At 57.4% G+C, this 25,682-nt stretch carries 20 protein-coding genes and 3 tRNA genes; 5 read left to right on the forward strand and 18 right to left on the reverse strand.

The features are described from left to right. The first annotated feature begins 50 nt into the window (after window positions 1-50). From P12x_RS21300 to P12x_RS21310, 3 genes are all read left to right on the forward strand, one after another. Window positions 51-1,283, forward strand: coding sequence for a Gfo/Idh/MocA family protein (locus P12x_RS21300; protein WP_435006782.1), 1,233 nt, complete (start codon window positions 51-53; stop codon window positions 1,281-1,283). Between the two features lie 161 nt (window positions 1,284-1,444). After that, complete coding sequence (glgB, locus tag P12x_RS21305) at window positions 1,445-3,673, forward strand: 1,4-alpha-glucan branching protein GlgB (protein WP_435006784.1); 2,229 nt, start codon at window positions 1,445-1,447, stop codon at window positions 3,671-3,673. 7 nt (window positions 3,674-3,680) lie between these two features. Then, on the forward strand, window positions 3,681-4,532 hold the full coding sequence (locus tag P12x_RS21310; protein WP_435006786.1) for a hypothetical protein: 852 nt from the start codon (window positions 3,681-3,683) through the stop codon (window positions 4,530-4,532). A 16-nt stretch (window positions 4,533-4,548) separates the two neighbouring features. On the opposite strand, the gene P12x_RS21315 is transcribed toward P12x_RS21310, so the two are convergent. From P12x_RS21315 to P12x_RS21325, 3 genes are all read right to left on the reverse strand, one after another. Then, window positions 4,549-6,681, reverse strand: a complete 2,133-nt coding sequence (locus P12x_RS21315; RefSeq protein ID WP_435006787.1) for an endonuclease MutS2 — start codon at window positions 6,679-6,681, stop codon at window positions 4,549-4,551. A 194-nt stretch (window positions 6,682-6,875) separates the two neighbouring features. After that, window positions 6,876-7,571, reverse strand: coding sequence for a HEAT repeat domain-containing protein (locus P12x_RS21320; RefSeq protein ID WP_435006789.1), 696 nt, complete (start codon window positions 7,569-7,571; stop codon window positions 6,876-6,878). A gap of 478 nt (window positions 7,572-8,049) precedes the next feature. Continuing rightward, window positions 8,050-8,123, reverse strand: a tRNA-Val gene (locus P12x_RS21325). Between the two features lie 554 nt (window positions 8,124-8,677). Between P12x_RS21325 and P12x_RS21330 the strand changes: the two genes are divergently transcribed. Then, window positions 8,678-8,748, forward strand: a tRNA-Gln gene (locus P12x_RS21330). Between the two features lie 590 nt (window positions 8,749-9,338). Then, a tRNA-Ser gene (locus P12x_RS21335) sits at window positions 9,339-9,427 on the forward strand. 468 nt (window positions 9,428-9,895) lie between these two features. On the opposite strand, the gene P12x_RS21340 is transcribed toward P12x_RS21335, so the two are convergent. The 15 genes from P12x_RS21340 to P12x_RS21410 all read right to left on the reverse strand — a co-directional run bounded on the left by P12x_RS21340 (window position 9,896) and on the right by P12x_RS21410 (window position 25,669). After that, window positions 9,896-10,894 carry an aldo/keto reductase gene (locus P12x_RS21340; protein WP_435006790.1) on the reverse strand — a complete coding sequence of 333 codons (999 nt, stop codon included), beginning with the start codon at window positions 10,892-10,894 and terminating at the stop codon, window positions 9,896-9,898. Window positions 10,895-11,119: 225 nt separating this feature from the next. After that, entirely contained in the window at window positions 11,120-11,809 is a 690-nt protein-coding gene (locus P12x_RS21345; protein WP_435006791.1) for a right-handed parallel beta-helix repeat-containing protein, read from the reverse strand. Beyond that, window positions 11,754-12,359 (reverse strand): hypothetical protein, encoded by a 606-nt coding sequence (locus P12x_RS21350; protein WP_435006793.1) that lies wholly within the window; start codon window positions 12,357-12,359, stop codon window positions 11,754-11,756. The genes P12x_RS21345 and P12x_RS21350 overlap by 56 nt, the downstream gene beginning before the upstream one ends. Window positions 12,360-12,557: 198 nt before the next feature. Beyond that, a complete protein-coding gene (locus tag P12x_RS21355; RefSeq protein WP_435006794.1) occupies window positions 12,558-13,631 on the reverse strand; it encodes a carbohydrate-binding family 9-like protein in 1,074 nt (357 codons plus the stop codon). Window positions 13,632-13,700: 69 nt separating this feature from the next. Further along, window positions 13,701-14,597 carry a hypothetical protein gene (locus P12x_RS21360; protein WP_435006796.1) on the reverse strand — a complete coding sequence of 299 codons (897 nt, stop codon included), beginning with the start codon at window positions 14,595-14,597 and terminating at the stop codon, window positions 13,701-13,703. Window positions 14,598-14,614: 17 nt separating this feature from the next. Then, on the reverse strand, window positions 14,615-15,094 hold the full coding sequence (locus tag P12x_RS21365; protein ID WP_435006797.1) for an ExbD/TolR family protein: 480 nt from the start codon (window positions 15,092-15,094) through the stop codon (window positions 14,615-14,617). A gap of 99 nt (window positions 15,095-15,193) precedes the next feature. Next, entirely contained in the window at window positions 15,194-15,664 is a 471-nt protein-coding gene (locus P12x_RS21370) for an ExbD/TolR family protein (protein ID WP_435006798.1), read from the reverse strand. A 60-nt stretch (window positions 15,665-15,724) separates the two neighbouring features. Next, window positions 15,725-16,603, reverse strand: a complete 879-nt coding sequence (locus tag P12x_RS21375) for a MotA/TolQ/ExbB proton channel family protein (RefSeq protein ID WP_435006799.1) — start codon at window positions 16,601-16,603, stop codon at window positions 15,725-15,727. Window positions 16,604-16,809: 206 nt separating this feature from the next. Then, complete coding sequence (locus P12x_RS21380) at window positions 16,810-17,181, reverse strand: response regulator (RefSeq protein ID WP_435006800.1); 372 nt, start codon at window positions 17,179-17,181, stop codon at window positions 16,810-16,812. Further along, window positions 17,165-18,337 (reverse strand): sensor histidine kinase, encoded by a 1,173-nt coding sequence (locus P12x_RS21385; protein WP_435006802.1) that lies wholly within the window; start codon window positions 18,335-18,337, stop codon window positions 17,165-17,167. The genes P12x_RS21380 and P12x_RS21385 overlap by 17 nt, the downstream gene beginning before the upstream one ends. A gap of 212 nt (window positions 18,338-18,549) precedes the next feature. Beyond that, window positions 18,550-19,347: a potassium channel family protein gene (locus tag P12x_RS21390; RefSeq protein WP_435006803.1), complete on the reverse strand. Its 798-nt coding sequence runs from the start codon at window positions 19,345-19,347 to the stop codon at window positions 18,550-18,552. 801 nt (window positions 19,348-20,148) lie between these two features. Further along, complete coding sequence (locus tag P12x_RS21395; protein WP_435006804.1) at window positions 20,149-22,089, reverse strand: hypothetical protein; 1,941 nt, start codon at window positions 22,087-22,089, stop codon at window positions 20,149-20,151. Between the two features lie 219 nt (window positions 22,090-22,308). After that, window positions 22,309-22,980 (reverse strand): hypothetical protein, encoded by a 672-nt coding sequence (locus tag P12x_RS21400; protein WP_435006806.1) that lies wholly within the window; start codon window positions 22,978-22,980, stop codon window positions 22,309-22,311. Window positions 22,981-23,211: 231 nt separating this feature from the next. Then, the gene (locus P12x_RS21405; RefSeq protein ID WP_435006807.1) at window positions 23,212-24,498 is read right to left on the reverse strand and encodes a class II aldolase/adducin family protein; all 1,287 of its coding nucleotides are present in this window, start codon (window positions 24,496-24,498) and stop codon (window positions 23,212-23,214) included. A gap of 43 nt (window positions 24,499-24,541) precedes the next feature. Continuing rightward, window positions 24,542-25,669, reverse strand: a complete 1,128-nt coding sequence (locus P12x_RS21410) for an ABC transporter ATP-binding protein (protein WP_435006808.1) — start codon at window positions 25,667-25,669, stop codon at window positions 24,542-24,544. Between the last annotated feature and the right edge of the window lie 13 nt (window positions 25,670-25,682).

The following is a 25,682-nucleotide window of genomic DNA, read 5'->3' on the forward strand; positions in this document are numbered from 1 at the left end:
ACCTCGGGTCGCCTCACGAATCATCCATGAGATCGAAGGGGAACGGGATCATGCGTGCCTCTGGTGAGTCCAGACGCGGCTTCCTGGAGTCGATGGGCCTGGCGGGAGCTGGAGCGATCCTGGCGGGATCAACCGAGTCAGCTCGAGGCTTCCTCGCGAACAACACGATTACCGTGGGTTGCCTGGGGACCGGGGGGCGGTGCCGGACCCTGATGAAGTCATTGGGCAACCTGCCGGGTGTTCGAATGGTCGCCGTTGCCGACGTCTGGGATTCCGCGCTGGCCGAGGGTCGAAAGCTGGCCGATCCCCAGGCATTCTCCACCAAACATTACCGTGAAGTCCTCGACCGGAAGGATGTGGATGCCGTCTTGATCGGCAGTCCAGACCACTGGCACGTCCCGATGACGATCGACGCTTGCTCGGCGGGCAAGGATGTTTACGTCGAGAAACCCGTTACCCACGAACCGGCCGAAGGAGAACGTCTGATCGAGGCCCAGGATCGTCATAAGCGGGTCGTTCAAGTCGGCCAGCAACAGCGGAGCATGCCTCATATCGTCCGGGCGAGCGAGTTGATTCGTTCGGGAAAGATCGGCAAGGTCTTCAAGCTGGCCTTGAGCTGGAATCGGAATACAGGCGATCGGTTCGCGCGAACTTCCCAGAAGGTGGATCCGAATCAGGTCGCTTGGAAGGACTTTCTGGGATCGGCTCGCGATCAGCCATTCGACGAATACCGATTTCGAAACTGGCGCTGGTTCTGGGACTTCGGTGGGGGCATCCTGACCGATCTGATGGTCCACTGGATCGATGTCGGGCAGTGGATTCTCGGTTTGGACCGACCCGAAAAGGCGACGACGTTCGGAGTGGAATTCGCCGGCAAGGGAGTCTGGGAAACGCCAGACACCATCCAATGTCTCCTGTCCTATCCGGGTGGGGTCCAGGCCCATTTCGAGGGGACGTTCTCGAACGCCAGGAACGCGGCGAGGATCGAGTTCCTGGGAACAGAAGGCTCGATCTGGATCGATCGAGGCGGCTATATCATTTACTCGGAACGAGGAAAGGGCGAGGTGGAATCCCTGATCCTGGGTTCCGATCCTCGCCGAGGGCTCGACTTCTACGACAAGCCCGATGGCGAGACCCTTCACCTGGCCGACTGGCTCGGGGCGATTCGTTCCAGGAACAAACCCTCCTGCCCCGCCGAGGCGGGTGTCGCCTCAGCCGCCGCGGCGCACCTGGGAAATCAAGCTTTCCGAGAAGATCGAGTCGCCAGGTGGAGACAGCCTTAAGTCGTGATTCCTCCACCGGTCCTAGACCCGTCCGACTCCGGAAATCTGAACACCAAGTAGGAAAAGGCACGCTGGTTGCACCCGCTGAAAATTCCATGCGCCGAGAAGGGCGCCTCGCGATCGAGCCCGGACAAATGTCACGAACGAGTGGAACGAATACCATGCCCTCCTCAACTGATCGTAGGCCCACCGTTTCGCGGGAGGTCGTGGAACACCTGATTCACGCCAATTTCTGGGATCCCTTCTCGGTCCTGGGTTCGCACGAGGTCGAACTCGATGGGAAGCCCGCTCGGGCCATCCGGGCCTTCCTTCCCGAGGCGAAAAATGCCTGGTTGGTGATGCCCCGAAAGGGGCAGGATGATGCTCGAAAACCCCTCGACCGAATTCATCCCGATGGATTCTTCGAGGCCATTGTACCAGGCCCAACACCGTATCGGCTGGGGATCGAGAACCACCAAGGGCACACCTGGGAGATCGAGGATCCTTACCAATTCGGCCCGGTCCTGACCGAATTCGACCTTCACCTGCTGGGCGAAGGTACCCATTACAAGAGTTACGAGAAGTTAGGGGCCCACCTGAAGACCCACCAGGGGGTCAAGGGAGTCCACTTCGCCGTCTGGGCCCCGAATGCCTTGAGGGTGAGCGTGGTCGGCAACTTCAATCATTGGGACGGGCGAAGGAACCCGATGAGGAGTTGCTCGGGCGGGATCTGGGAGATATTCATACCCAGTCTGACCCAGGGCGAGGTCTACAAGTTCGAGATCAAGAGCCGGGTCAACGGTTACCTGGTCGAGAAGGCCGATCCTTACGGCTTCTCGGCCGAGCTTCGCCCCAAGACCGCCTCAGTCGTCTGGGACGTGATGAAATTCGACTGGCACGACCGCGACTGGATGGAAACACGAGGAGCCCGTCAGGCCCTCGACGCCCCGATCTCCATTTACGAGGTTCATCTCGGTTCCTGGCAACGAAAGGTGGAGGAGGGCGACCGCTACCTGACCTACCGAGAACTGGCAGATGCCCTCGTCAACTACCTGGCCGAGACGGGATTCACGCACGTCGAATTGATGCCGATCAACGAGCATCCCTTCGACGGAAGCTGGGGATACCAGCCCGTCGGATACTTCGCCCCAACCTCAAGACACGGCACCCCCGATGACTTCGCCTACTTTGTCGACACCCTTCATCAGAACGGCATCGGCGTCATCGTCGACTGGGTACCCGGTCACTTCCCGCGCGATATTCACGGCCTTGGCTTCTTCGATGGGACTCACCTCTACGAACACGAAGACCCCCGACTTGGCGAGCACCAGGACTGGGGCACCAAGATCTTCAATTACGGCCGGGCCGAGGTCCGCAACTTCCTCCTGGGCAATGCCCTCTTCTGGCTCGAACGCTACCACATCGACGGCCTGAGAGTCGACGCCGTGGCCTCGATGCTCTACCTCGACTATTCGAGGAAGCCCGGGGAATGGGTTCCCAACGTGTTCGGCGGCAACGAGAACCTGGAAGCCATCGACTTCCTCAAGAAATTCAACGAGATCTGCCACCAGGAACATCCCGGGATCATCACCGCCGCCGAGGAGTCGACCAGCTTCGCGGGCGTCTCCCGGCCCACCTACCTGGGTGGGCTTGGCTTCAGCATGAAGTGGAATATGGGGTGGATGAATGACACTCTCCGTTACTTCCAGAACGACCCCATTCACCGGAAGTACGACCACGGGCAGCTCAGCTTCAGCCTGATCTACGCCTTCCACGAGAACTTCATCCTCCCGCTCTCGCACGATGAGGTGGTCCACGGGAAAGGTTCGCTGATCGACAAGATGCCCGGCGACCTCTGGCAGAAGTTCGCCAACCTTCGCCTGCTCTACGGCTATATGTTTGGACACCCCGGCAAGAAGCTCCTCTTCATGGGGGATGAAATCGCCCAGTGGCGCGAGTGGACGCACGATCATTCGGTCGACTGGCACCTTCTCAATTGGCGAGACCACCAGGGGATCAAGCAACTGATCTCCGATCTGAACGTCCTCTACAAGTCCGAACCTGCCCTCCACCAAGTCGACTTCGACTGGCAAGGGTTCGAGTGGCTCGAACTTCACGACTGGGAAAATAGCGTCCTCGCCTTCCTCCGAAGGGGCAAGAATCCCGACGACTGCGTCGTGGTCATCTGTAACTTCACGCCCGTCGTCCGCGAGCCCTACCGGATCGGCGTGCCGGTGGGCGGGTTCTATCGAGAGCTGCTCAACACCGATTCCGAATGCTACGGCGGCTCGAACGTCGGCAATTACGGCGGAACCTGGGCCCATCCTCACGCCTGGGGCGGTCGGCCATATCACCTCTCGCTCAAACTCCCCCCGCTGGGAGTGGTCTATCTGAAGGTCGAGAAGGGATGAGAATCGGATGGAAATCCCGACCGAGGCCGATTGGCAATTCCATCCCGATGACCTCGACGCAGCCTGCGCCTACAAGAACTTCCACGGCAAATCTTTTGACGAGGCCGTTAGGATGTTCGGTGACAACACCCTTTCGCATCAGGAAGACCTGATGTATATGCCGGCGGGAGTTTTCGGTTTTTACCTTAAGGCATATATCGCTTATTTTTTATCCAACCCTACAGAGGTCGGGCCAGATGCCCCGAGTGGTTTCGTCTCGCTGATCCGATTCAAAGCGGAACATGATTCCGAAATGATCCGCCCTCTCTGGTCGGAGATCGAGCCTGTCCTCGAATACCTCGCCGGTCATCAAGACGAATTCGACGCCAACTGGGAGGTTTATGGCTGCTTCCGCTCAGAGATCCACGAGATGGCCGATTTCGGATTCGAGACGACCTTCGACTCCTCGGCCCCGGAAATTGTCCCTGATTCTGTCACACTCAGCGAAATGGCCTATTCGAACAAGACCGTCCGCTGGCCGGTTGCTCTTCAGATCTTCCACCATTCGGGCATCGATCAGCTTAACGCCGGTTCACGCAAGGAAGATATCCTCCGAACGTTCGGCAAACCGGACGCGATCGGCGGCGGAGATCATCCTCAGTTTGGACTGATTCCCGAATGGGTCCGTTATCATCGACCTCTCGGCACGTTACGCTTCGAATTCGAGGGGACTGCGATAACGAGCGTGACATTTATGCCACCGATGGGTTCGAGCGGAATTCCGCCCGAGATTGAGGCATTCCTCGATCCGCAGGTTCGGAATCGGTTGTCTTGGTTTCTCGCGCCCCTGCCTCCGCCCCTTGAAACCGAAAGGGACTGATCAGCATCCGCGCGGATCAGGACTCCTCGGCGAAGTCTTCCAATCGCTGCCCCGGTTTGGTCCCGACCAGGTTCGATTTGTCCTTCGACCCGGGGACTTCGGGCTGACGGATCATCTGCGGGATCAACTCGGCGATCGGCACATCCCACTTCATCATGCCGATGGAGACCGTCGCCGACTTCTTCCTCGGGTCGAGCTTGACCACTCGGCCCGGACGGTCGTAGCCAAAACGAGGGACCACGACGCGATCACCGGGCTGGAGCCTGGCCCGGGCCTCGACCATCCTCGCATCGTTTTCGGCTTGGCGTTGGAGATCGCCGAGCCGCTGATTTAGGGCCTCGCGGCTCCGGTCGGCCTCGGCCTGCGCGGCGAGAGCCCCCTGCCGGGCATCTTCAGCATCTTTCCGAAGCTTCTGGACAATCGCCAGCTCGGGATGATGCCCCCCCTGCCCCTCCTCCAGATACTTCGAGGCCCTGGCCACGAGATGTTCGGGAAGATGCAACCGACGAGCGATCTGCAAGGCGTTGGACTGGCCGATATCGCCGATGTGGAGTCGGTATCGAGGCCGGAGCGTTTCCAGATCGAACTCGACGGCTGCGTTCTCGGCCCGAGGGTTGGTGAAGGCGTAAGTCTTCAGGTCGCCGATGTGAGTGGTCACGATCGCCAGACTGCCGACCGAGTCGACTTCGTCAAGGATCGCTCGACCGAGCGCGGCACCTTCGGCGGGATCGGTCCCGGCCCCCATCTCGTCCATCAGGATCAATGATCTCTCGGTTGCCTTGCCGAAGATCGAGGAGACCCGTCGTATATGAGATGAGAAGGTCGAGAGCGACTGCTCCAGGCTTTGCTCATCGCCGATATCCGCCAGGACATCGTCGAAGATCGGCAGTTGCGAGCCCTGATTCGCCGGAATGTGGAGCCCGGCCTGCGCCATGATCGCCAGGAGACCGACCGTCTTCAGGGCGACGGTTTTTCCACCGGTGTTCGGCCCGGTGACGACCAGCATGCGAAACTCGAATCCCAGATGAACGTCGATCGGGACGACTGACCTCACCTCGGCATCATCGTTGGATATGCGAGCCGAATTGGCATCAGTTTCAGTCGCCGGATTTCCTTCATTGAGGATGCCTTCCTCGATCACGGATGACTGGAATGATCCCCCAGCCACCGTTTTTGAAGTGGGGACCGATCGCTTTCTCGAATCCGCTCGAAAGAGAGCTTCGAGCAGCGGATGTCGAGCCCCTCGAAGATGAAGCTTCCCTTCTTGATTGAAGTCGGGGGGAGTCAATCGGTAGTCCAGACTGTAACGACCCCGAGCATAGATGAGGTCGAGTTCGGCCAGGGTTTCCAGGGTCCCGAGGAGCGAGTCGGCTACCTGACCAACCTGGGCACTCAACCATCGGAGAATCCGCCGGATCTCCTTGGCTTCTTTGGAGCGGAGGAACGAGAGTTGGGCCGATTGCTCGGCGATCGCCTGGGGTTCGACGTAGACCGTCTCGTTGCTCGCGCTCGTCCGATGGACCGAGCCCTGGATCTCGCCTCGATGTTCCTTGGCGATCGGCAGGACGTAATGATGGCCGACCATCGTAAAATTTGGGTAACGCAAGATCCGCTTGATCTCATTCGAGCGGAGCAGCCTCGTCAGGGTTTCCTTGATCTGCTCCTCAACCTGGCCCATCTCTCGACGGAGGGCCGAGAGTCGTCGACTCGCGGTGTCCAGGATCCTACCCCGCTCATCGATGCAGGATTCGATCGCGTTCGACACGCCTTCGAACGACCCGATCTCTCGCCTCATCCCGCCTAGCCTGGGAAACTCGTCTCCCACCTTATCGAGCCACTGGCCCAGGTTGCCGATCGCCTTGAGCGACTCGACGACGCTCGAGAGTTCCTCGGGGTCGAGTAGGCCCCCGATCTGGGCTCTTCGGACTATGCCTCGGATGTCGTGGAGCCCTCCGAACGGGGGATTGAGTCCCGAAGAAAGGGCGTCCGCCATTTCGGTGGTCAACGCCTGCCGATCGCGGACCTCACCCGGGTCGAGGCTGGGCTCCATCCGAAGCGCGGCTTCCTTGCCGAGCGAACAAGCCGCTTGAGATGAGACGATCTCGCGGACCTTGTGGAATTCCAGCAGTTCTAGCGTGTGCGTATCCATGAAGCCTCGCGCCGACCCGATCTCAGACCCCGACCCGATTCCCCGATCGACACGGGGCGAGCGATTCCGGTTCACCTGGACCACTTCATTATCGCAAGTCACGGGCTCAAAATACCACGCGACTCGTGCTCAGGGGTCCAAACGGGGCGAGGTCGGTAGCATCGGTCGACTCGCAGGTGTGACGATTCCCGGACTCAGCGGATTTCTCCGTCAGTCGAGGCCGGAGTAGCGTCAGGGGCTGGAACGGCCACGGAGGGCCGGTCGTCGGGGAGACTTTCGACGAATTTCTTCCATGCCATCGCATCCACCCCAAGGTCTCGGCCGGTGATCGACTTCAAGGCGTTCATCGAGGCGACACGGATTGCGGGTTCCTCGTGCTCCATACCGTTGACGAGAAATTCGTTGATCCGCCGATCCTTCGCCTTGAGTTCCCCAAGACTTTCGATGGCGGCTACCCGACATTCGGCCGCCACATCCACCGTCATCACCCGAGCCAGGACCGTTGCATCCTCGGTCCGACCCACCAATCCCAAGGCCCGGCACGCTTCGGCGCGAACCAGATTATCCTCGTCTTCTACCAGCCCGAGAATCGCCTCCCGTGCCTCCGGACGTCGGAGTTGACCCAGCGTCCGGCAGATCACGGCGCGAGTTGCATGCGGTTCCTTTCCGGAACGCAGCTTCTCGACAAGGATCTGAGATGCCCTGGCCTTCTGGTTCTCGTCGTCGAAACATCGGGGTGAGGATAGGCTGTCATAAGCGATGAAACGCTCATTGGGATCTCGACTCTCTTCGATCGTCCGAAGAAAACTGGAAGCCGTGGTTCCGCGAAATTTGAAACTTTGAAATCCAGTGCATCCGGTCATCGCGACGATCGCAACGATCGAAATCATCCGGAATCGAGTTAGCGATGTAGGTCTCTCGCCTAGCATAAGCCTTAGCCCTACCTCGCCATCCATGGCGATAGGAACCGAAGGAAGAGCGTCGGCGAGAGGTCCAATCCCCCCGCCTCTCGCGAATCATCCGTGTCGACATCGAACTCATGAATGAGAACCATCGCGGTGAGTCGGGGCATCATAATCAAGTCCCGGAACCATACAACCCCAGGACGCTCGCCCTTGGGCCACTCCATCAGGGTGATTTAGGCGGCCCGAACATTTATACGAAAAGGAGTTGGGTAAGACGGGACCAATTCAAGCCACTAACTCGCTCCTCCCAAATCTCGCTGCCGATTCATCCTTCCCTAAAATCTGCAGAGCAAGCGATGTTGAACCGAAGAACAAAAAAAGACGTCAAGGTAGTAAGGACTACCTTGACGTCTAAGCTTGTATTGTGCCCCAACTAAGCTAGTTATGGCACAACTTCAGTGAGTGGGCGATGCAGGACTTGAACCTGCGACCCCCAGCGTGTCGAGCTGGTGCTCTAGCCAACTGAGCTAATCGCCCCTGACCTGCAGCAGCTTAATTCATAAGGCAGGATGAAGTCAATATCCATTTTCCGAAGGACGAAGCTCGATCGGATTGTCTGGTTAATTTTCCTTTCAGATCGCTCCTTGCTGGGCCCAGAGGGTGAGGGCTGGCAAGTCGACCGGTGTTGCGACTATGGAACTTCGATCGTGCCTTGAACCATTTCACTTTTTCGAGTCCGTGTTGTTGAATCGGCTGAGGTCCCGCACTCGACTTCGCCCAACAAGTAGGGTCTCTCCAAAGTTGCGAAGAAATGGCGGAGCCAACTTGATAGCCATCAGAACGACTCTCTCTTGTGACGATTTGGAATGGCCAGAGTGCTCCAGGACTCGAAGCAGTTGACCCATTCGATCTACCGAAAGTCCAAAAAATGCGACGACGGTTCCCAGAGTCACTCAACCGAGAAGAGCAATCTTGCCAGACCCGAGCCTGGTCGTTAGTATTATCCCTATCTGAGACGGATTGATTGGACATGAACAACGAAAAGTGAGTCACTTTTCCCGTTCAGCAATTCAACCTGGACAGGATTCTACTGGGGATTGGTGTAACGGTAGCACGACTGCCTCTGGAGCAGTTAGTCTAGGTTCGAATCCTAGATCCCCAATTTTAATTCCGTCTTCATTCCATATTCAGGGTTGGTCTTCGCACACTCTCCATTTTTTTGAGACTCGCTTGCTTCGGGCCAGCCGTCTTCGAGCTTCGGTGGTTTGACCTGTAATGTTTGTCGAGTCAGCCCAAGCAAGTCGCATTTTCCAGCGAACACCCTGATTCTCTCGAATAAGAGTCAGGCCGGACGATATTCGACCAATTGCGATTCATGTCCTCATCACTCCGATGAGCAAGTGTCGTTTTTTAAATTCAACCACAGTTTAAGCTGGTTATTCCACATCCGATACTTGGCCCAGCGACTATGTACTTCGCCGTTTTGTTCGACATTTAACGACTTACCGACTCAAATGCCTTTCTAGTAATAACGAAGATTCTGAAGAGGCGAAGGGGGCTTAGTTCCTCGACGAATGTAAGACAGCTGATGCTGAAAACTAGGATCTGAACGGAATACTCAGAACCTCAGAACCTCAGAACCTCAGAACCAGAGTACGTCGCGTGTCTGTTGACGAGTTGGGTCGAAGTTTGGTAGAATTCGTACCCGGGTTGAAATGGAGTGGATCCATTTTAGTCTGGGCAAAGACCACTGGAGAGGTGGCTGAGTGGTCGAAAGCGACGGTTTGCTAAACCGTTAACGTGGGAAACCGCGTTCGGGGGTTCGAATCCCCCCCTCTCCGCTGATAACGTGTCCCACACCAACTCGGGAAGCTATGTCTCTAGAGTTGGATAATTCTAGCAACGCCACACTCATTCGAATCCTATCTTACGTTGATTGATTGAGCGAACAGGACTGGTGTCTCGTCATATAGAGGTTGGATTCGCAGACAAAAGGCTGAGGCCGACCGACTCTATTGATGAATTCCAGTTAACAAATACCAAATTATCAAACTTGCCTAAGTAGTGATCGCCTCTTAAAGCAACTATAGCGAGATAGACTTACTCGTGCTTTCTGATGCGACCAAATTCTTCGCTTGAATTTGAGGTCACATCGCTCGCCGTCAGTTGTAGCTCGAGCACTTCAAGACTTGTTCCTGTGGAGAATCGGTCCTGCAAGCGGCATGAGGTCAAGAGACTTCGAACAACCGTCTCCCATCCATGTTTGATCATACTCCAGCAATCACAACTTCCTCGAAGACGTATACCAATTACTGGCCGGCCCAACGAGCTACCTCGGTAGTATACCTCTCGCCCGCAATTGCACCTGGGCCGAATGTGGTTTCAAGTCGCGCAATCTCCTCGGGGTCCAATCGGATCTCAAGCGCGCCAAGGTTCTCATCGAGGTGAGTTCGTCTCTTCATTCCGGGGATCGGGATCACCTGATCGCCTCGGGAGAGGAGCCAGGCTAGAGCAATCTGAGCTAGGGTTGCTCCATGGGTGCGGCTAATCTCCTCGATTGGTCGGAGGAGTGGCAGATTGCGAGAGAGGTTGTCCTCGGTAAACCGGGGATTGTTCGCCCGCCAGTCTGCCGATGTAATTCCTTGACGACCCGTCAAGACCCCTGTTAGGAAACCTCGACCCAGAGGGCTGAAGGGCAGGAATGCAATCCCCAACTCCCGACAGGCCGGGATGACGTTCGTCTCAGGTTCACGGGTCCAAAGAGAGTACTCGGATTGAAGCGCGGCGATGGGATGGACCGCATGAGCCCGTCTAAGAGTGGACTCCGAGACCTCGGATAGTCCTACGGACCGAACTTTCCCGGCTGTAACCAAGCGTGACATGGCCCCGATCGACTCCTCGACGGGCACGTCGGGATCGATCCTGTGCAGATAATAGAGGTCAATCATGTCGGTTCCCAGGCGATTCAAACTCGCCTCGCAGGCCGATTGTATCCGCTCAGGTCTCCCATCGACCCCTACAGATGAGATCCAATCCGGCCCAACCCGCTTGACCCATCCGGTCTTGGTCGCGAGGACATACTCTCGTCGGCGGCCCTTCAATGCCCGACCGACGAGCAACTCGTTATGCCCATCCTCGCCGTAAGAATCGGCGGTATCGATGAGGTTCACGCCGAGGTCGACCGCACGCCGGAGAGTCGCCACCGACTCTTCCTCATTGGCTGGACCGTAAGCACCGGACATCCCCCAACAGCCCAGACCGATCGCCGAAACATCGAACCCGAGCGTGCCCAGTAATCGTCGTTTCATGGCTTATCCAATCGAGCATGTTTGCTTGTAATTGAGATCATTAATTGTTATCGTCTGCGGCGGATCTCAAGTGACTCTCGCTGTTTCAGGTTCGATTCAAATTTCCTCGATTCCTGCAAAATCGCAAGATCGGGATTGCCCGTCCTAACGAACCCGGAACTTCAACTTGACGAAAGATCTTCAGATTAAGCCGTTTGACGACTCCGGGACGGATTGTCGGTCCAGTCAAGGCTCAAGATTGGGGGAACCAATCGGTACCGATCTGACGCCAGCCCGAATCGCGGAGTTTTCGCCGCGAAGTCGTAAGTCTCCATGCTCAGCATCTTGGAAGTGGGGATTGATACCATAAGCACCGTCTATCTCGGGGATCGGAAGCCTGGGCCGTCTCCTCTCCGGTGAGTCGAGACAAAACCAGACATTTCGGGCCAGGGTAAAGCTCTCTGCTGACGTACCTTCCCCAACATTTACAGGCATCACCATCTCGTCCGAGCGATAAACGATCAGATTGTCGACAACTTGACCGTTCCGGCAGGGAATGAATTCAGGAATGCGGTTTTCCTGGAGGATTCGAATCCCCCATCGCCTGGGTCGGTAAATGGTATTGTGACGGAAAGTCGCCCCATCCACACCTACGAAGGCTACTGGCGTCATCGAGCCGAGGAACGTACAGTCCTCAATGGAGATCGCCCGTGCCTCGTATCCGCGAGGATTTGGACGAAAGAAGTCCAATCCCGTACTTTCACCGATATTCAGGGCACGCTGACCAGCGTGCTCGAAACGACATCGACCAATCTCGATATTGCTGCTTCCGTCCTTGGCCTGGATTCCGCTATGGCCGGTCGAATCGAAGTGGCGAAACTTACAGTTTGGATGACACCCTATGACAACCGACCATGTCGAGGCCCGATCCACCATTTCCCCAACGCTCCACGGTACAATCTTCGACCCGGAAGTCGTCTAGACCCGAGAGCTTGATGCCGTCCCGATTGCCGGACGGACCGGTGTCCCGGACGATGAGACGCTTAAGAACGACGTGGTGGGACGGCTTCGCCAGGATCCAACCGTCATCAATATTTATCCCGTTATCAGTTGCTCGTTCAAAGACGAGATCCAGCAACTCGACGTGGGACACCTCCGATAAATGGATGCCGAATAATCCGCCCTGGAACACTGGGGGATTTGCAGGATCGGCCGCCCGGAATCGAATCGGACGTCCCGGTTCTCCCACAATCCCCCGAATCGTCAAACCTCCCGGATAGCTTCCGGGAGCGATCAGGATCGTCGATCCAGCCCTTACCTCGAGAACGGCTCGCCGGAACTCGTCGGTGTTCGTTACGTTGACCTCGACATCCTCGACCGTTTGACGATCGGGCTCGACCAGTAGCGTGCTCAGTAACAGGAAGAGACCGACTCTCATCCTGAGGAGATCCAGAGATACCGCTCGCCGTGAATGGACGCACTGCACGAAGATCCAGATGACACATCCAGGTTCTTAGGGTCGAGCGACAGCATACTCGTGCGATCGTTCGCTAAAATTCGGCGGTGGTCCCCGGTGCTCGATGCTACTCCAGACCTCGAGCGGCCATACGCTCCCGGGCTTGGCATTGTCTTGCTGCTCGGGTTCCTCTCGGACTCGATGGATTTTGATGACAAGTTCTCGAGATCAAGGCTTTGCGTTTTGTTGCGACAATCTGGAATCGGCCCGGATGATCAGTGTCTGCTCGGGACGACCCTCGGTGGGATTCAACTTGATCGTCGCCGTATATCCTTCGGGTGTGGCTTCGATCACCGGACGGGATTCTCCTTCACCGCTCTTCAAATCGGCCATACTCAACTCTTCCAGCGATCCGGCCCAGGCTTTGTTTTTGGCATGGTATTCGCGCTGGGCTCGATAGATGGCCATGAGCCGATCTCGCGCGGGGCCTGTTGGATCGGGATGATAGGAGTCTTTAGGGGGAAGTTCGCCCGAGAATTGGACGTAGCCGAATCTCTCCGGACGGTGCATGTCGATCGCACCTTGGGGGGACCATACCCAATTATCCTCGGGTTTCCCTTCCACCTTTTTGTAAGTTTGCCCTTCGATGCGATGTTCCCACTCGACTCGTGAGAAGTTCACGCGCCACTGATCGCCAGCATTCGGAGGCGAGGCACGATGAGCCCTCTCGGCCAGGACCTTCCAAGGAAACGCAAATTCGACGGTCCAGGATTCGTCGATATCCTTGGGATCGTTGATCGTCCCGTTAACATTAGTGGCGGTCTTCAGACCGGGAATTTCCCAGGCGTTAACCGCTGGTCCGCCATCTCGGTAAGGCTTCTCAAGGAGTAAGTCCCATTCGGTGTTTAGAGCATTGATCTCGATTTCGTAGTATTCGTGATTATCACCATCGGGATCGATGAAGACTTCGAAGTCGTTGTCCTGGAAAATCACGGAGTCGTGATCGGTGAGCTTACCCCAGACATGGGGCTCGTCCAGTTGGGCTGCGATATAGAAATAATGATCGTCCCAGAGCATCTTGACGCGGGTCCGAAATCGCGGAAGCGGCTTCGCATCCCCCTGGATGTCGACGAAGTCATCCGTCCAAGACGCGAGTTGCCAGGACTCCTCATCCAGGCGGCCATCGACGACGATGGGAGCTTTTGCGCGGCCGCAGACATATCCCTTTGGTGCAGGGTTATCCGCTCCAAGGACGAGACAAGCGATCATGGCAAAGGCACAGAGGATCCGATTCGAGGACAAGGAGGACTCCCTTCAGGTCGGGGGGCATCGGTAGCTTTAGGACGATCTATCCTCGATCAGGGCCGCTTTTTATCGAGGGCGAGGCCCAGGATCCTCAGGGAAGTCTCGATCGTCGACCTCCTCGTCCGGGAAGTTTTGAAGCCATTCCAAGATTTCATCTGGGGATCGTTCCAGATCCTGGCTGATTCGAGCCGACTTCGGACGTCCCGGAAAAAGAGCCTTGCGGATCACAAAAAACGCCCGGATGGCAATGTAACCGAGCAGGAGCACAAAAACGATGATGAAACCATCACGACGGGCGAAGTTGCGAAACTCGACCATTGGTGCGGGAGCATCGGCCGCCTTAGGAATCGTCGTGAGTCGGCCCACGAGCATCGGGGCAGCCCTGGCATGATCCGAGGCGGTATACCTCAAGAGCTTCATGAAGTATCCGTCGAACTTCACTCGAACGAACAGGTCTGGGCCGATCACCAGATCCTTCGGAGGATCTGCGAAGATCAGGACGTACGGGACCACTCGATTCTCGTCGGAATAAACCCAGGCCTCGAAGAGTCGTCCCGAAGGTGCAAGTTCTGGGTTAACCTCGTAGGTTAAAATTCGCTTGGCCGTCCCTTCGATGTGGATCGGGACTCCTCTGTAGCGTTCGGGCCTTTCCCAAAGATGGGTATAGAGGATGTCTTTCCGGGCGGCGGTGGCGAGTTCCGAGGAGGGTGTTTGTCGCGCCCTCCTGAGTAGCTCCGCATATGCGGCACTCTCGCGACCCTGGACCGGCGACTTATCGGTGATCGCCTGAAATTCGACCCCCTGTTCGGGGACGACAGGTTTTAGACTGGCCGCTTGCAAACGAGGAGGGACCGGGGCAACATGATTCACCCCGGGGCGGGCGAAGCGCACCAGAATCGGTGCCCCGACCACGATGATGGCGAGCAGTAAAAGCAATCGGGGTAACTCAGTCCCTCGGAACATCGAGGAGGACCATCGGATCACTGGGGCGGTTCCTCACCCCCCGAAGGATCGAGCTCGGCAAAGCTGATCTTGGTCAGGGGTTTCGGCTTGAGCGACGCGAACACATCGATGACCTTGACCAATTCGGAGTACTTGAGCTGTGGGTCGACTCGTATCAGGGCCTGATCAAAGACGACATTGGGGTCGTTGACGAAGACCTCGAGTTCTTTCTTCAGTTCAACTAGATCCGCAACCGGATTATCGGCGAGCGTCACTTCACCCAGTTGTCCCAATTCGCCCGCCCTGAGGACCGTCTTGAGAGTCCTTAATTCGGCATCGAGGGAGGGTGTAGCTTCCTCCTTGGGTTGCTCTTTCGAGATCTCGGTGGCCGCCTGCGCGGGCAGGAGATTCATCGAAAACTGCCCTTCAATCGGAGCCGGTTTATAAGTCAGGATGAAAAAGGTCAGTAGCTGAAACGCCATATCGAGCATCGGCGTGATCGGAATCTCGATTTCCATGCTCCGCATCTTCTTCAAGGATGAGCCCCCCGATCGCGTCGCGGATAGGAAATGTACGATAGCCCGACTTTAGCGGAACGAAGACCTTGGCCTTGGCGATCAGGGGCCGTTCATCGCCTTGAGATCAAACTTCTGATAGCCATTGCTCTGACAGGTCGAGATCAGGCCGAATAAAGCCGAAAAGGGCGTGTCTCGATCGGCCCGTATCACCACGCGAGCGGGAAGCGCCGCGCCCACTTCGACCTTACCCCTTAGCGCCTTGATATTGGAACGTGCTATCTGGGCTTCGAGTTTGATCTTCTGTGTCGCCTCGTCGGCCGTGAGGGTCTGACCGTTAAAGAGCAAGTTCCCCTGCCCATCCACGTTCAGGACCAGTCGTTCCTCGGCCAGCTTTCCCGCATCGTCCTGAGGCCGAGCCGATCCTGCGATGGGAAGCCTGATCCGAGAATCGAAATTATCCTGGCTGAAATTGATGACGAGCATGAAGAACGTGATCAGCTGAAAGACAACATCGAGCAATGGGGTTAAATTCGGCTCGGCGCGAAGTTCGTTGCTCGTGCTGGAAGACATGATTCACCTCGTCGATTACCGCGAGCTGGGAACGTGACTGGTCGCTCGACTCTTGACGGCTCAGTCTTTCTTGTTTTGCTTCGCGGCCGAAAGCAACGCGGAGATTGTGCGGTCCGCAACCTTGGCGCTCTCGACCGCCATGGTCGCGATCCGATTTCGGAACAATGCGAAGAAGAAAATTGCCGGAACCGCCAACGAAACCCCCTCCAGGGTGATGAATAGTGCCGTCGAGATCCCTTCCGCAACCTTCTCAGGTTTGGGCTGCGCGCCCGCCGCGGTGGCGATCTCCTGGAAGCTAGCGATCATGCCGGCGATGGTCCCGACAAGTCCGATCATCGGGCCAAGGGTTCCAATGATGGCCAGATAGCTGATCTTGGCCTCCATCGAAGTGACGATCTCATCCTGAGTCGCCTGCATCGCCTCTTTGGCCTCGGTCCGACCGTTAGGCAGATTGGCGACCCCAGTCCGAACGAGACGAGCGAGGAACGACTCGTTGTCCCGACAGGCATCATACGCTTCCTGAAACTTCCGATCCTTGATCGCATTCTCCAGCTTCTCGACGAGGGAAGTGGGCACCGCCTCGCTGACCCTCATTTCCATGAAAAGTTTGATGACCAGAGCCGTGAAATAGATCGAGAGGCAGAGGAGAAACAACCCAATCGGTCCTGATGCCTCGATCGCCCAGCGAAGCAACGACTTCTTGGCGATGGGAGTCTCGGCAGTCGGAGCGATCGAATCGGCCGGGGGTACCTCGGCGGCCGGGGCTTCCGCGACTGGTTCGGGAGCGGCGGCGGGTGGATTATCCGGGTTGGCTGCCTCCTGGCCAAACGCCGGAGAGAACGGGCAGAGCAACACGGCAGCAGCGACATACGCCAGAAAAAAAGCCAATGACCAGGATCGGATGGCCCGGAACCTCGACCACGCAGAAACACTCGCCATCGACTAAACCTCCCTCGACGACCAAAGTCACTGCCAAACCACTCGATCCAGGGAAACCGACAACCCACATTTCGGCGATGGGCCGGACGATGGGTCTCGAGCGGAGCGAGTCGTCGGGGACGGGTCGGAAATTGGGGCGATCGGACTGTCCTGATGCATCCAATATCGGGCGACATCGCTGACCTGTCAACTACCCCAGGGGGGATTTATAAGCTTGACGGCACACCCCGCGAAGTCGCATCGACTCGTAGGTTTAATCCACGGATCAGGTCGTACAATGAAATCGGTTTAAACAGCAAAACATCCGGGTTGAACGAGCGCACCGACTCAATTCGCGAGCGGTCAATTGTCCCGGTCGTAACGGCGATCCTGATCGGCAGGTCGAGATTGCGAATCTCCTCGAGCAATTTAACCCCATCACCATCGGGCAACATGAGATCCAGCACGAGATAATCTGGTCGATTCCTTAACAATCGCGAGGCATCGGTGAGTGTCCCCGCATGGAGCACTTCAAGTCCGAGACGAGAAAGGATAATCCGCAGTGCGTTTCTCGAAGATGGATCATCCTCGACCAGCAACAGTCGAGCTCGAGGAGGCTCGGGAGGATCCGTTGAAGGCATCGTCGACGACATCGGGAAGCATGAAAGAGAATTTGCTGCCTCGACCGAGTTCGCTCTCGACGGTGAGATCTCCTTTGAGGAGTCTTGCGAGTCGATGGGCGATGGTGAGTCCAAGTCCGAATCCTTTGGTTCGATCCCGCTCACTGTTGTTTACCTGATAAAATTCATGAAAAATCGTGCTCATCGACCCGACTTCGATCCCTACTCCGCTATCAACCACGCTCACAACGACCCCTCGCCCCTCCTGCCGTGCTTCAATCGACACGAAACCGCGATCGGTAAATTTGATGGCATTGCTCATGAGGTTCTGGAGGATCCGTTCCAGCTTCACCCGGTCGGTACGGATTTGAAGCCCTTGCGGTGCATGACAACGAATTTCCAGACCTTTTAAATCGGCCATCGGGCGGCCCGACGTGACGACCTGATCAACGGCTTCGGAGAGCAGGAATCGGGTTGGCCGCGTCGAATCCTCGGACCAATCAAGCCGTCCCAATTCGAGGAAGCTGCCGAGAAGCTCGGCGGTGCTTCTCGCACACGATTTGATCTCCCGGAGCGCCTCGATGAGCGTCTCCCGCTCATCGCAAGTCAAACTCATCTCGGCAAGGTCTGCTTGGAGCATCAGGCCGTTCAGGGGAGTCCGAAGATCATGGCTGATGGCATTCAGAAAGAAACTTTTCCGTTTCGATTCGGCCCGGGACTCTTCCAGCTCGAAGGCCAGTTGCTTGGTTCGACCGAGCTCATGATAGACCACCCGCAACTCTCGTGAGTTCAGGGCGTATCGCCAGGTGAAGAATGCGAGACCGATGAGAAACCCATCATAGAGTCTCCAGGCCGGCCAGAACATCTTGATCGGTATGAACAAATAACCGCAAGTCCCGCAAAGCAGGAAGATTCGTTTCATGTTCGCCAGAGCGTTCTTCGCATGGCTGTCCGGCAGCGACCTCTCATTGAGCCACCAATGCCTGGCGATGAGCAGGTAGCCTACAGCGATGGAAAGGTCCAGCATCACCGTCAAGGCGATCCAGAACAGGTCGCCTCGCATGCAATGTACCAATGACATGTAGCCATCGCGACCTCCCGACAACCATCGAATCAAGTCGCCGATCAAGCTCATTGGTCGGTCTCCCGCCTACCTCTTCCGACGACGCGCGAAGTTTGCAGGATCGTGATCCTCTCCGAGGGTCGGAGTAAGGTAGGTCCGTCGCCAACCGTATCCTAATAGTCCATCGATCCAATCGGATAGAAAACAATTATTTGTGGTATCTAACCGGATGTAAGAGTCCCGGATAGTACGTCCGAATGAACCTCTGAGAATTGCTCAACGGGTTAAACGGGTTCAGGGTCGGGTTGGATAGGTGGTACGGTGGGAAGGGGTTGCGCCTTCGAGAGGAAGACCCGGCTCAAGAGGATGAGCTGGTCGCCTTCCTTGACAGCTCGCGAATCGGGCCCGACCGGGTTCAGGATCATTTCCTCGCCACGCTGGATTCCGATCAGTAGGCAGGATCGCTTATCGTCCCGGTGACGCGCGAACATGCTGGAAATTTCGACGAAATCCCGGCCAATCAGGCCCTCAGTCACCGGGAAAAGGTACATCTCGTTCGCATCTCGTCCTACGGTCAACAGCTCTTGATAGACCCGGGTCATCCCGTGAAAGAGGGCCGTGCGGGCCAGGAGTCGAAGTCCGAGCTCATCCGAGGAAATGATTTCGTCAGCGCCCGCACGCAGGAGGTGATTTCGATTGTTTACGTTACGGCACTCGACGGCGACGTTAGGTTGTTTCTCACCTTTACAGAGATTCCTCAGCGCGATGCATGTGAGAATGGTCTTGCCGTCGGAATGTTCGCCCTGCCGGTCGTCCGAGAGAATGACGACGGAGTGAGCCCTCGAAACGCGAGCTCTCCGGAGGATCACCTCGTTGGTTGGGTCACCTTTGACGATGTAGACATCGTTGAATGCCGCGTCATCTTGCTTATCCGGGAGATCGATGACTTCGGGGTTGTCGTGAATGATCACGACGGGCCGTTTATCCTGGATGATTTTGGAGTGGACCTCCCGGATCCAGGGGAGGCCGCGTTCGCTCCAGTTGCAGAGGACCAGGTGGTCCTCCATCTCGAAGTTCGACAACTCGCTTCTCCTGAGATTCTGAGTCACCAGAATCGAGGCCACCGAGCCGGTGAACAATCCGGCCAGACCGACTCCGAGGCCTAGAAGTACCATCGAGATCAAACGGCCAACCAAAGAGCTTGGCGCGTTATCGGGGCCCGCGAAAATCATGACCCAGACGTTCCAGAACGACTCAGTCCAGGTGTCAAAGGGACCTTGGCCACCCTGGCCCCGTTCCGCCAGGTGGATTCCCGTCGCCCCAAGGACCCAGACGATAACCATCGCCAGGACGATCCGGGCAATCTGATTCCGACGGATCGCGAGGAGGAGAAGTCCCCATCCTCCCTGTTCCGGGAGCGATGCGTTGATTCGTTGAAAGAATCGAGGCCGAGCTGTCCATTTTCGAATCATGGGAAATTGCGTACCGGTCACGAAACCGATTCGCTATCGAGATCGACAGCTCGGATGGTTTCAACGAACGCCTTCTATCGTCAGATCGCCAGGGAATTCCCCGGCTGCGTGGGCATGAGCACGAATGGCGTCACGACTGCGAGGCCGGATGGCACGACCCAAAGATCCGACCGAGCGTGACGAGTCCGGCCATGCCCACGCAGTCGAAGAGAACGGGGATGGATTGGGCGGCTTGCTGAACGCTCAAAGAACTTTTTTTAAGTCGATCTTCAATCCGCCGGCACCCGAATTTTATTCCTGAAGATTGGCTCGAATCGATTCCGCCATTTTAGCTATTTAAGTTTGTCCAACGAAGCCGGAAAACACAATGGTTCTCGTCAAGAATTCTTGCATCAGTCCCAGAAATGATGCTCAGGGCGAATTATTGACACGACGCCAAAGGTCCATTTCGATCACCAATGTGCCCTCGATCGGGCGAAATCCGATGAATGGAACGGGGTCTTCTTCGAGATATACCCTCTCGATCGGGATCGGTGGATCGGTCCTGAGGAATGGGACATCGTGATATCGAAGGACGACAAGGCCGTCGTTCCCGGCTTTCGCGTCATGAACGGTCAGTCGATTCGGACCGGCCTCGACTCGGCCTGTACCTCGAATCATGTCCCCACCGAAACCACGGATTCGAGCGATCAGGAGAATGCCATCATCCTCCAAAATCTCGATCAAATCGGCATGATTCTGGCAGAATGCCCTCGACTTCGGGCTCCAGCAGACGATTGCCGAAGGTCGGTAAAGTCGAGCGTACCGTTCAAATTGATCGCGATTCCAGTCCGACACGCCGAACAACTTACCTTCACCGAACTGAGTGAAGTTGGTCGTCACCGTCGAGTGAAGATAAGGCCCGCCGATCACCTCGACCCCGGTCATGAGTGGAAGTATCGGGCTGAGGTGTCGACCCTCGAACGGGTCCTGCCGCCCGGGGCCAGCCAGTCCAGCCTCTTCAAAGAGTAGTCGTTCGCCAGGCTTGAGGTATTTCTGGACCCGGTCAACTAACCAAACGGCACGGGGTTTTGGAAGGCTCGAGAGGAATGGCTCCGGTCCAAACCTTCTGCGGATGGAGTCGGGATCGGGCCAGGCAAGGAGTTTGACGCCAATCGGATTGAAATCGAGCCGACCAAGGACCGATCTGACCATGGGGTATCCGAATATTCGGAGTCCGATCAGGATAAAGCCGACCGCCGCCAAACGATCAAGGCGTCCGCTCCTCGCCGATCGCATCCGCGCAAGAATCTCAGCGATCCCGATTCCTGCGGCTATGCAGGCCGCAGTAAAGCAGGCGTTCGTATGCCGCCCCGGTTGAAGAAAATCTAGCGATCGCGAAAAGCCCGCGAGATAGCCCCAACCGAATCCAGCAACCAGGAATCCTCCCAGACCCGCCGAGGCGATCGGGAGGCGTCGTGCCAGGCTCGCCAGCCCGACGATGGCCAGGCCCAGCGCGATCACCTCGATCGCTGGCTCCTGCCAGAAGAGTTCCACGAGCCGCCCCAGCACCGATTCGGGATGCGCGAAGGCGAGGTCACTACTCCCCTTAGTAGACGCCAATAACAAGCCCGGGATCCACCAGAATGCGTTCAGGGCCAGAATCACGGGAGCGATGGCAAAGAGCCCGATGTGTCTCGAGACGGGAAAAGTCCCTCCCGTTCGCCTCACTTGCCGGACTGCCACCGCGTACGCCAGAATCGCCGCCGGCCCGACTAACATCGGGCTGGTGACATGAACCAGGAATACGGCCGAGCAGGCCATCGACGCCACGAACCATCGGAACAGGCCACCACGTTCCAGATAGGCCGTCAATCCCGATACCGCCAGGAGTCCCAGCGGCACGGAAAGGATGTAATCCATCATTCCTAGAGCCGAGTAGTTGGCCGGGAATGCTGTCCAGAAATAGATCGTGTATAGGGCCACTCCGGCGACCACTCCGCTCGGACGCAATCGCCAGGCGGCTGCTGTGAAGGCCACCAGCCACGGTACGATCGACGCGCAGAAGAGCACATGAAGCTTGTAGGACAGGGCGGGCCGCGACGGAAACGCAAATACGAACAAACTTGAAAATGCCGATGAGAGGTCAGAGACGATGCTCATCGCGTAGCCGCTCATGAAGCTCGGGTCGTACCCGGCCATCAATCCCGTCGATTGCAGGAAATGGCGAGACACCAGCCCGTGGTAGAAGTGGATGCTGTGGTCGGCATAGAGCAATGGCCAATCGCTCTCGAATCCAGCCTGTCCCCCGAGGCCCGTCCAGATGGCCCAGGTATGGAGAAGCCCGATGACGAGAACGAACAACCAAGCCATGGAGAAGCCCGTGAAAACCTGACGCCGCGAGCGGGACGTCGGTTCTTGGGCAAGAGGCTGCGAGAGATCGTACGAAGGAATGGGGATCGACATGGAAGGAGGAATTCGCTCCTGATGGGTCCATCCCCGTTGGGAAGTCTCGCCCGCACTGCTCAAGATAGCCACCCGAGATTCGATTCGCAACGAGTCGAGTTCGGGCGAGAGGTAACGATCGATGGATCAATCCGGATGCCGGCACAGGAGGCAAGATTCCTTGGGAATCACCCGAGGAGGGATCACTTCGATCGGATATCTGCTCAGTCCGAGTCGGGGAATAAGCCAGGATTGGTCGAAGGCACATTGGTCGAAGGTGCTTCGGGTCATGATCTGCCGTGCGATATAGCGACTGGCAGGCTTTCCAACACGAATTAAGGGGTAGTGATTCCGACCGAAGACGGGATCGACCGCCGCGACAGCGTGAATGCAGTCGGAAATCAGAAGATCGCGAGAAGTGCTGATCGCTCGATACTCGGCCTGGCCACTATCGAGGATCTGATGAATTCGAAGTGATCGATCCCAAATCTCCGGCCTGACGATGAATGGCCCCCAAAGGTTCACATTTTCGCCATTCTTCAACACATAATCGATTGTTTCGTCGAGTCCCAGATTGACCCCAGTTTCCGCTCGAGGTGCGAAGGTTCGAACCCTCAACGAAGCGGGCAACCAGCTGATCGTGTGGGTTTCCAGCGCGTAATTAGCAAGATCCGGCCCCTCGCCCGTCGCCTTGACGAAAGTGGCCCAGGTGTGGGTGTATCTGAGTAATTTCGGGCGCGACTGCGACCCGAAAATCATCACGAAGTAATAATCGTCGGCCAAGGCCCAATCGTTCCAGGCGAGGAGGGTCCAGCCCACGAGTAATCCGACCAATTTCGTGAGTCGAGGTCGTCGCATGATCGCTCCCTGGTCCGAGGTCGTCGAACGCTCGAAGGTTCGAGAACTCGACCAGGAGTATTATCGACGAAAGAAATATCGGAAAATTGGCCGGGTGTACTATTCCGATGAGCTTTCAGTGAATGGACCGATCAATTCCGCGACTTCCGAAAATTCGTCTCAATCTCCATCGCGAATCATCGGTCTATCCTATCAGAGATCAAACGCCCGATTGAGTTCCGCGATCGCATCGTCGGACATCGGGACCATCGAGCCGATGGGTCGCGAGTTGATCATGGCCTCGGCGGTCGTCTCAAGGACTTCGAGACGATCGAAGGCGTCCAGGACGCTCGTACCCCAGACCTGGACTCCATCATTTTCGAGGATCAGGATGGGAGCCTTGGGCGAGGCGAGGCGGGCAAGTTCCTGGCCATCGCCGAACTGGACCCCATAGGGGACCCGTCCGACGTCCTTCAAGAAGAGATAGCTCTCGGGGATCGTCCTCGAATCGAGCGTGGTGCCGGTGACGCCGAAGGCCGAAGCGTTCACCGGATAGGCATTCACGATGGACTGGATCGTCGGATGAGATTGGTAGATTGCCCGGTGATTTCGAGCGGATCCGCTCGGCTCCTTCCCCGATTCTGGCTTTCCCTGATGGATCAGGACAAGATCCCCGACATCGACCCGACTCCGATCCACTCCATGCGCCGTGATCAAGAAGGTGTCTACATCGAGACGGGCGGAAAAGGCTCCCTGCGTGCTGATCATCAGTCGTTGCTGATAGGCCCGTCGAACGAATTCGGAGAGTTGGCGTCGAAGGTCCTTCTCTCGACTCATGGCGAAATCCGGCTCGAAAGGAGGGGCCGAGGGCGGTCTAGGGGAGAGGTCGGCCGGGTCGGAATCCAGGGTCCTGACTTTCCCGAGGATTCCGGCCTTGATGAGAGTCTTCGCGGCGAACTCCAGCGTCTCGAAGCGCTCGAATGCTTGCTGTAGACCACCGCCGACGGTCACGACCCCGTGGTTTTCGAGGACAACGCAATCGACCCCGGTTCCGAAGGTCTCGGCAATGTTTCGCCCCAGGGTTGCACTCCCGGGAAGTGCATACGGGGCGAACCCGACCTTGCCGCAGATTTTACGGGTCTGATGGAGGACCGCCGTCTCGGGAACTTTCCGGCAGATGCTGAACGCCACCAGTGCGACCGGGTGAGCGTGAACGATCCCTCGGAGATCAGGACGTGCCCGGTAGATCGCCTGATGAAACGGGTATTCGGAAGAAGGTCGATGAGGCCCCTCGTGCGATCCGTCGGGCCGGACGCGAACGATATCGTCGCGGCGAAGGCTCCCCTTGTCCAATCGCGCCGGGGTAATCCAGATGTCACCTTCGTCGTCGAGAATCGAGAGATTTCCGCCGGAGGTCGTCGTCATCCGATAGCGGTAGATCCGCTCCATCGTCCGAAGGATCTCGTCGCGAGGGTGGATCAGGTCTAGAGTCCGGCTCATGGTCTGTAGTCCCAGCAGGACAATTGATCGCATGGCGACCGGCTCAGGCCAGTCGGTCTCCCGAAGCTGGGTCGAACCAATGGGCCCGGCCCAACTCCATCTCGACCATAACCGGATCGCCCGCTCGGATCGAGATGCCGGAGGAGAGCCGGGCCACGATCTCCTCGGTACCGAAAGCGAGAAAAGCCAGCGTCTCGGAGCCCATCGGTTCGAGTCTCCGGACTGTCGACGCGAAGGATGGACCACCCGGGCCCGGTCGAGCAGCTTCGGACTGGATGACGGAGATTTGCTCGGGCCGCAACCCGAGTTGGACCCTGGAAACCTTGGAAGCCAAAAGCTTGGTGGCCCGACGAGTGTCGAGCCGGATGGTCCAGACTGGTAAATCGGCCGGATCGCCGATTCGAAGTTCCAGGCCTTCCTCACTCCGGGCAAGTTCGCCAGAGAGCAGGTTCATCTCGGGCTGGCCGATGAAGCGGGCAACGGTTCGGCTGGAGGGCAGATCGTAAAGTTCGAGAGGCCTCCCCACCTGGAGGAGCCGCCCCTGATCGAGAACGGCTACTCGATCGCCAATCGCGAGGGCCTCGGCCTGATCGTGTGTGACGAGGATCATCGTCGTGCCGAGCGTCCGATGGAGTTCGACAAGCTCCGATCTCGTCGATGCCCTAAGAGGCGCGTCCAACCCCGAGAACGGCTCGTCCATCAGGAAAAGGCGGGGGCGAAGCACGAGTGCCCGCCCGAGAGCAACACGCCGACGCTGGCCGCCCGAGAGTGTCTCGGGCCGTCTTCCGAGACAGTCGGCAACCTTGAGGATACTAGCCGTGGCCCGGACTCGTTCCTCGATCTCAGGCCGGCCGACTCGCCGGGCTCTGAGACCGAACGCCATGTTTTCGAAGACGTCGAGATGAGGATAGAGAAGCTGATCCTGGAAGACCATCGCCACATCGCGATCGCGAGGGGCCAGGTTCTCGATCGGGAGTCCGTCGAGGCTCATACTCCCCGAGTCGGGCCTCTCCAGGCCCGCAACCAGTCGTAGGATCGTGCTCTTTCCCGAACCGGACGGCCCCACGATCACGAAAAGTTCGCCATCCTCAACCGTGAGGTCAACCCCCCGAAGCGCGGGGATCCCGCCAGGAAAGGTTTTCTCGACTCCGACCAGCTCCAGCCGAGCCAAAGCAAGGACCTCC

It is taken from the genome of Tundrisphaera lichenicola (assembly GCF_051175385.1).
GTDB classification, from domain to species: Bacteria; Planctomycetota; Planctomycetia; order Isosphaerales; family Isosphaeraceae; genus Tundrisphaera; species Tundrisphaera lichenicola.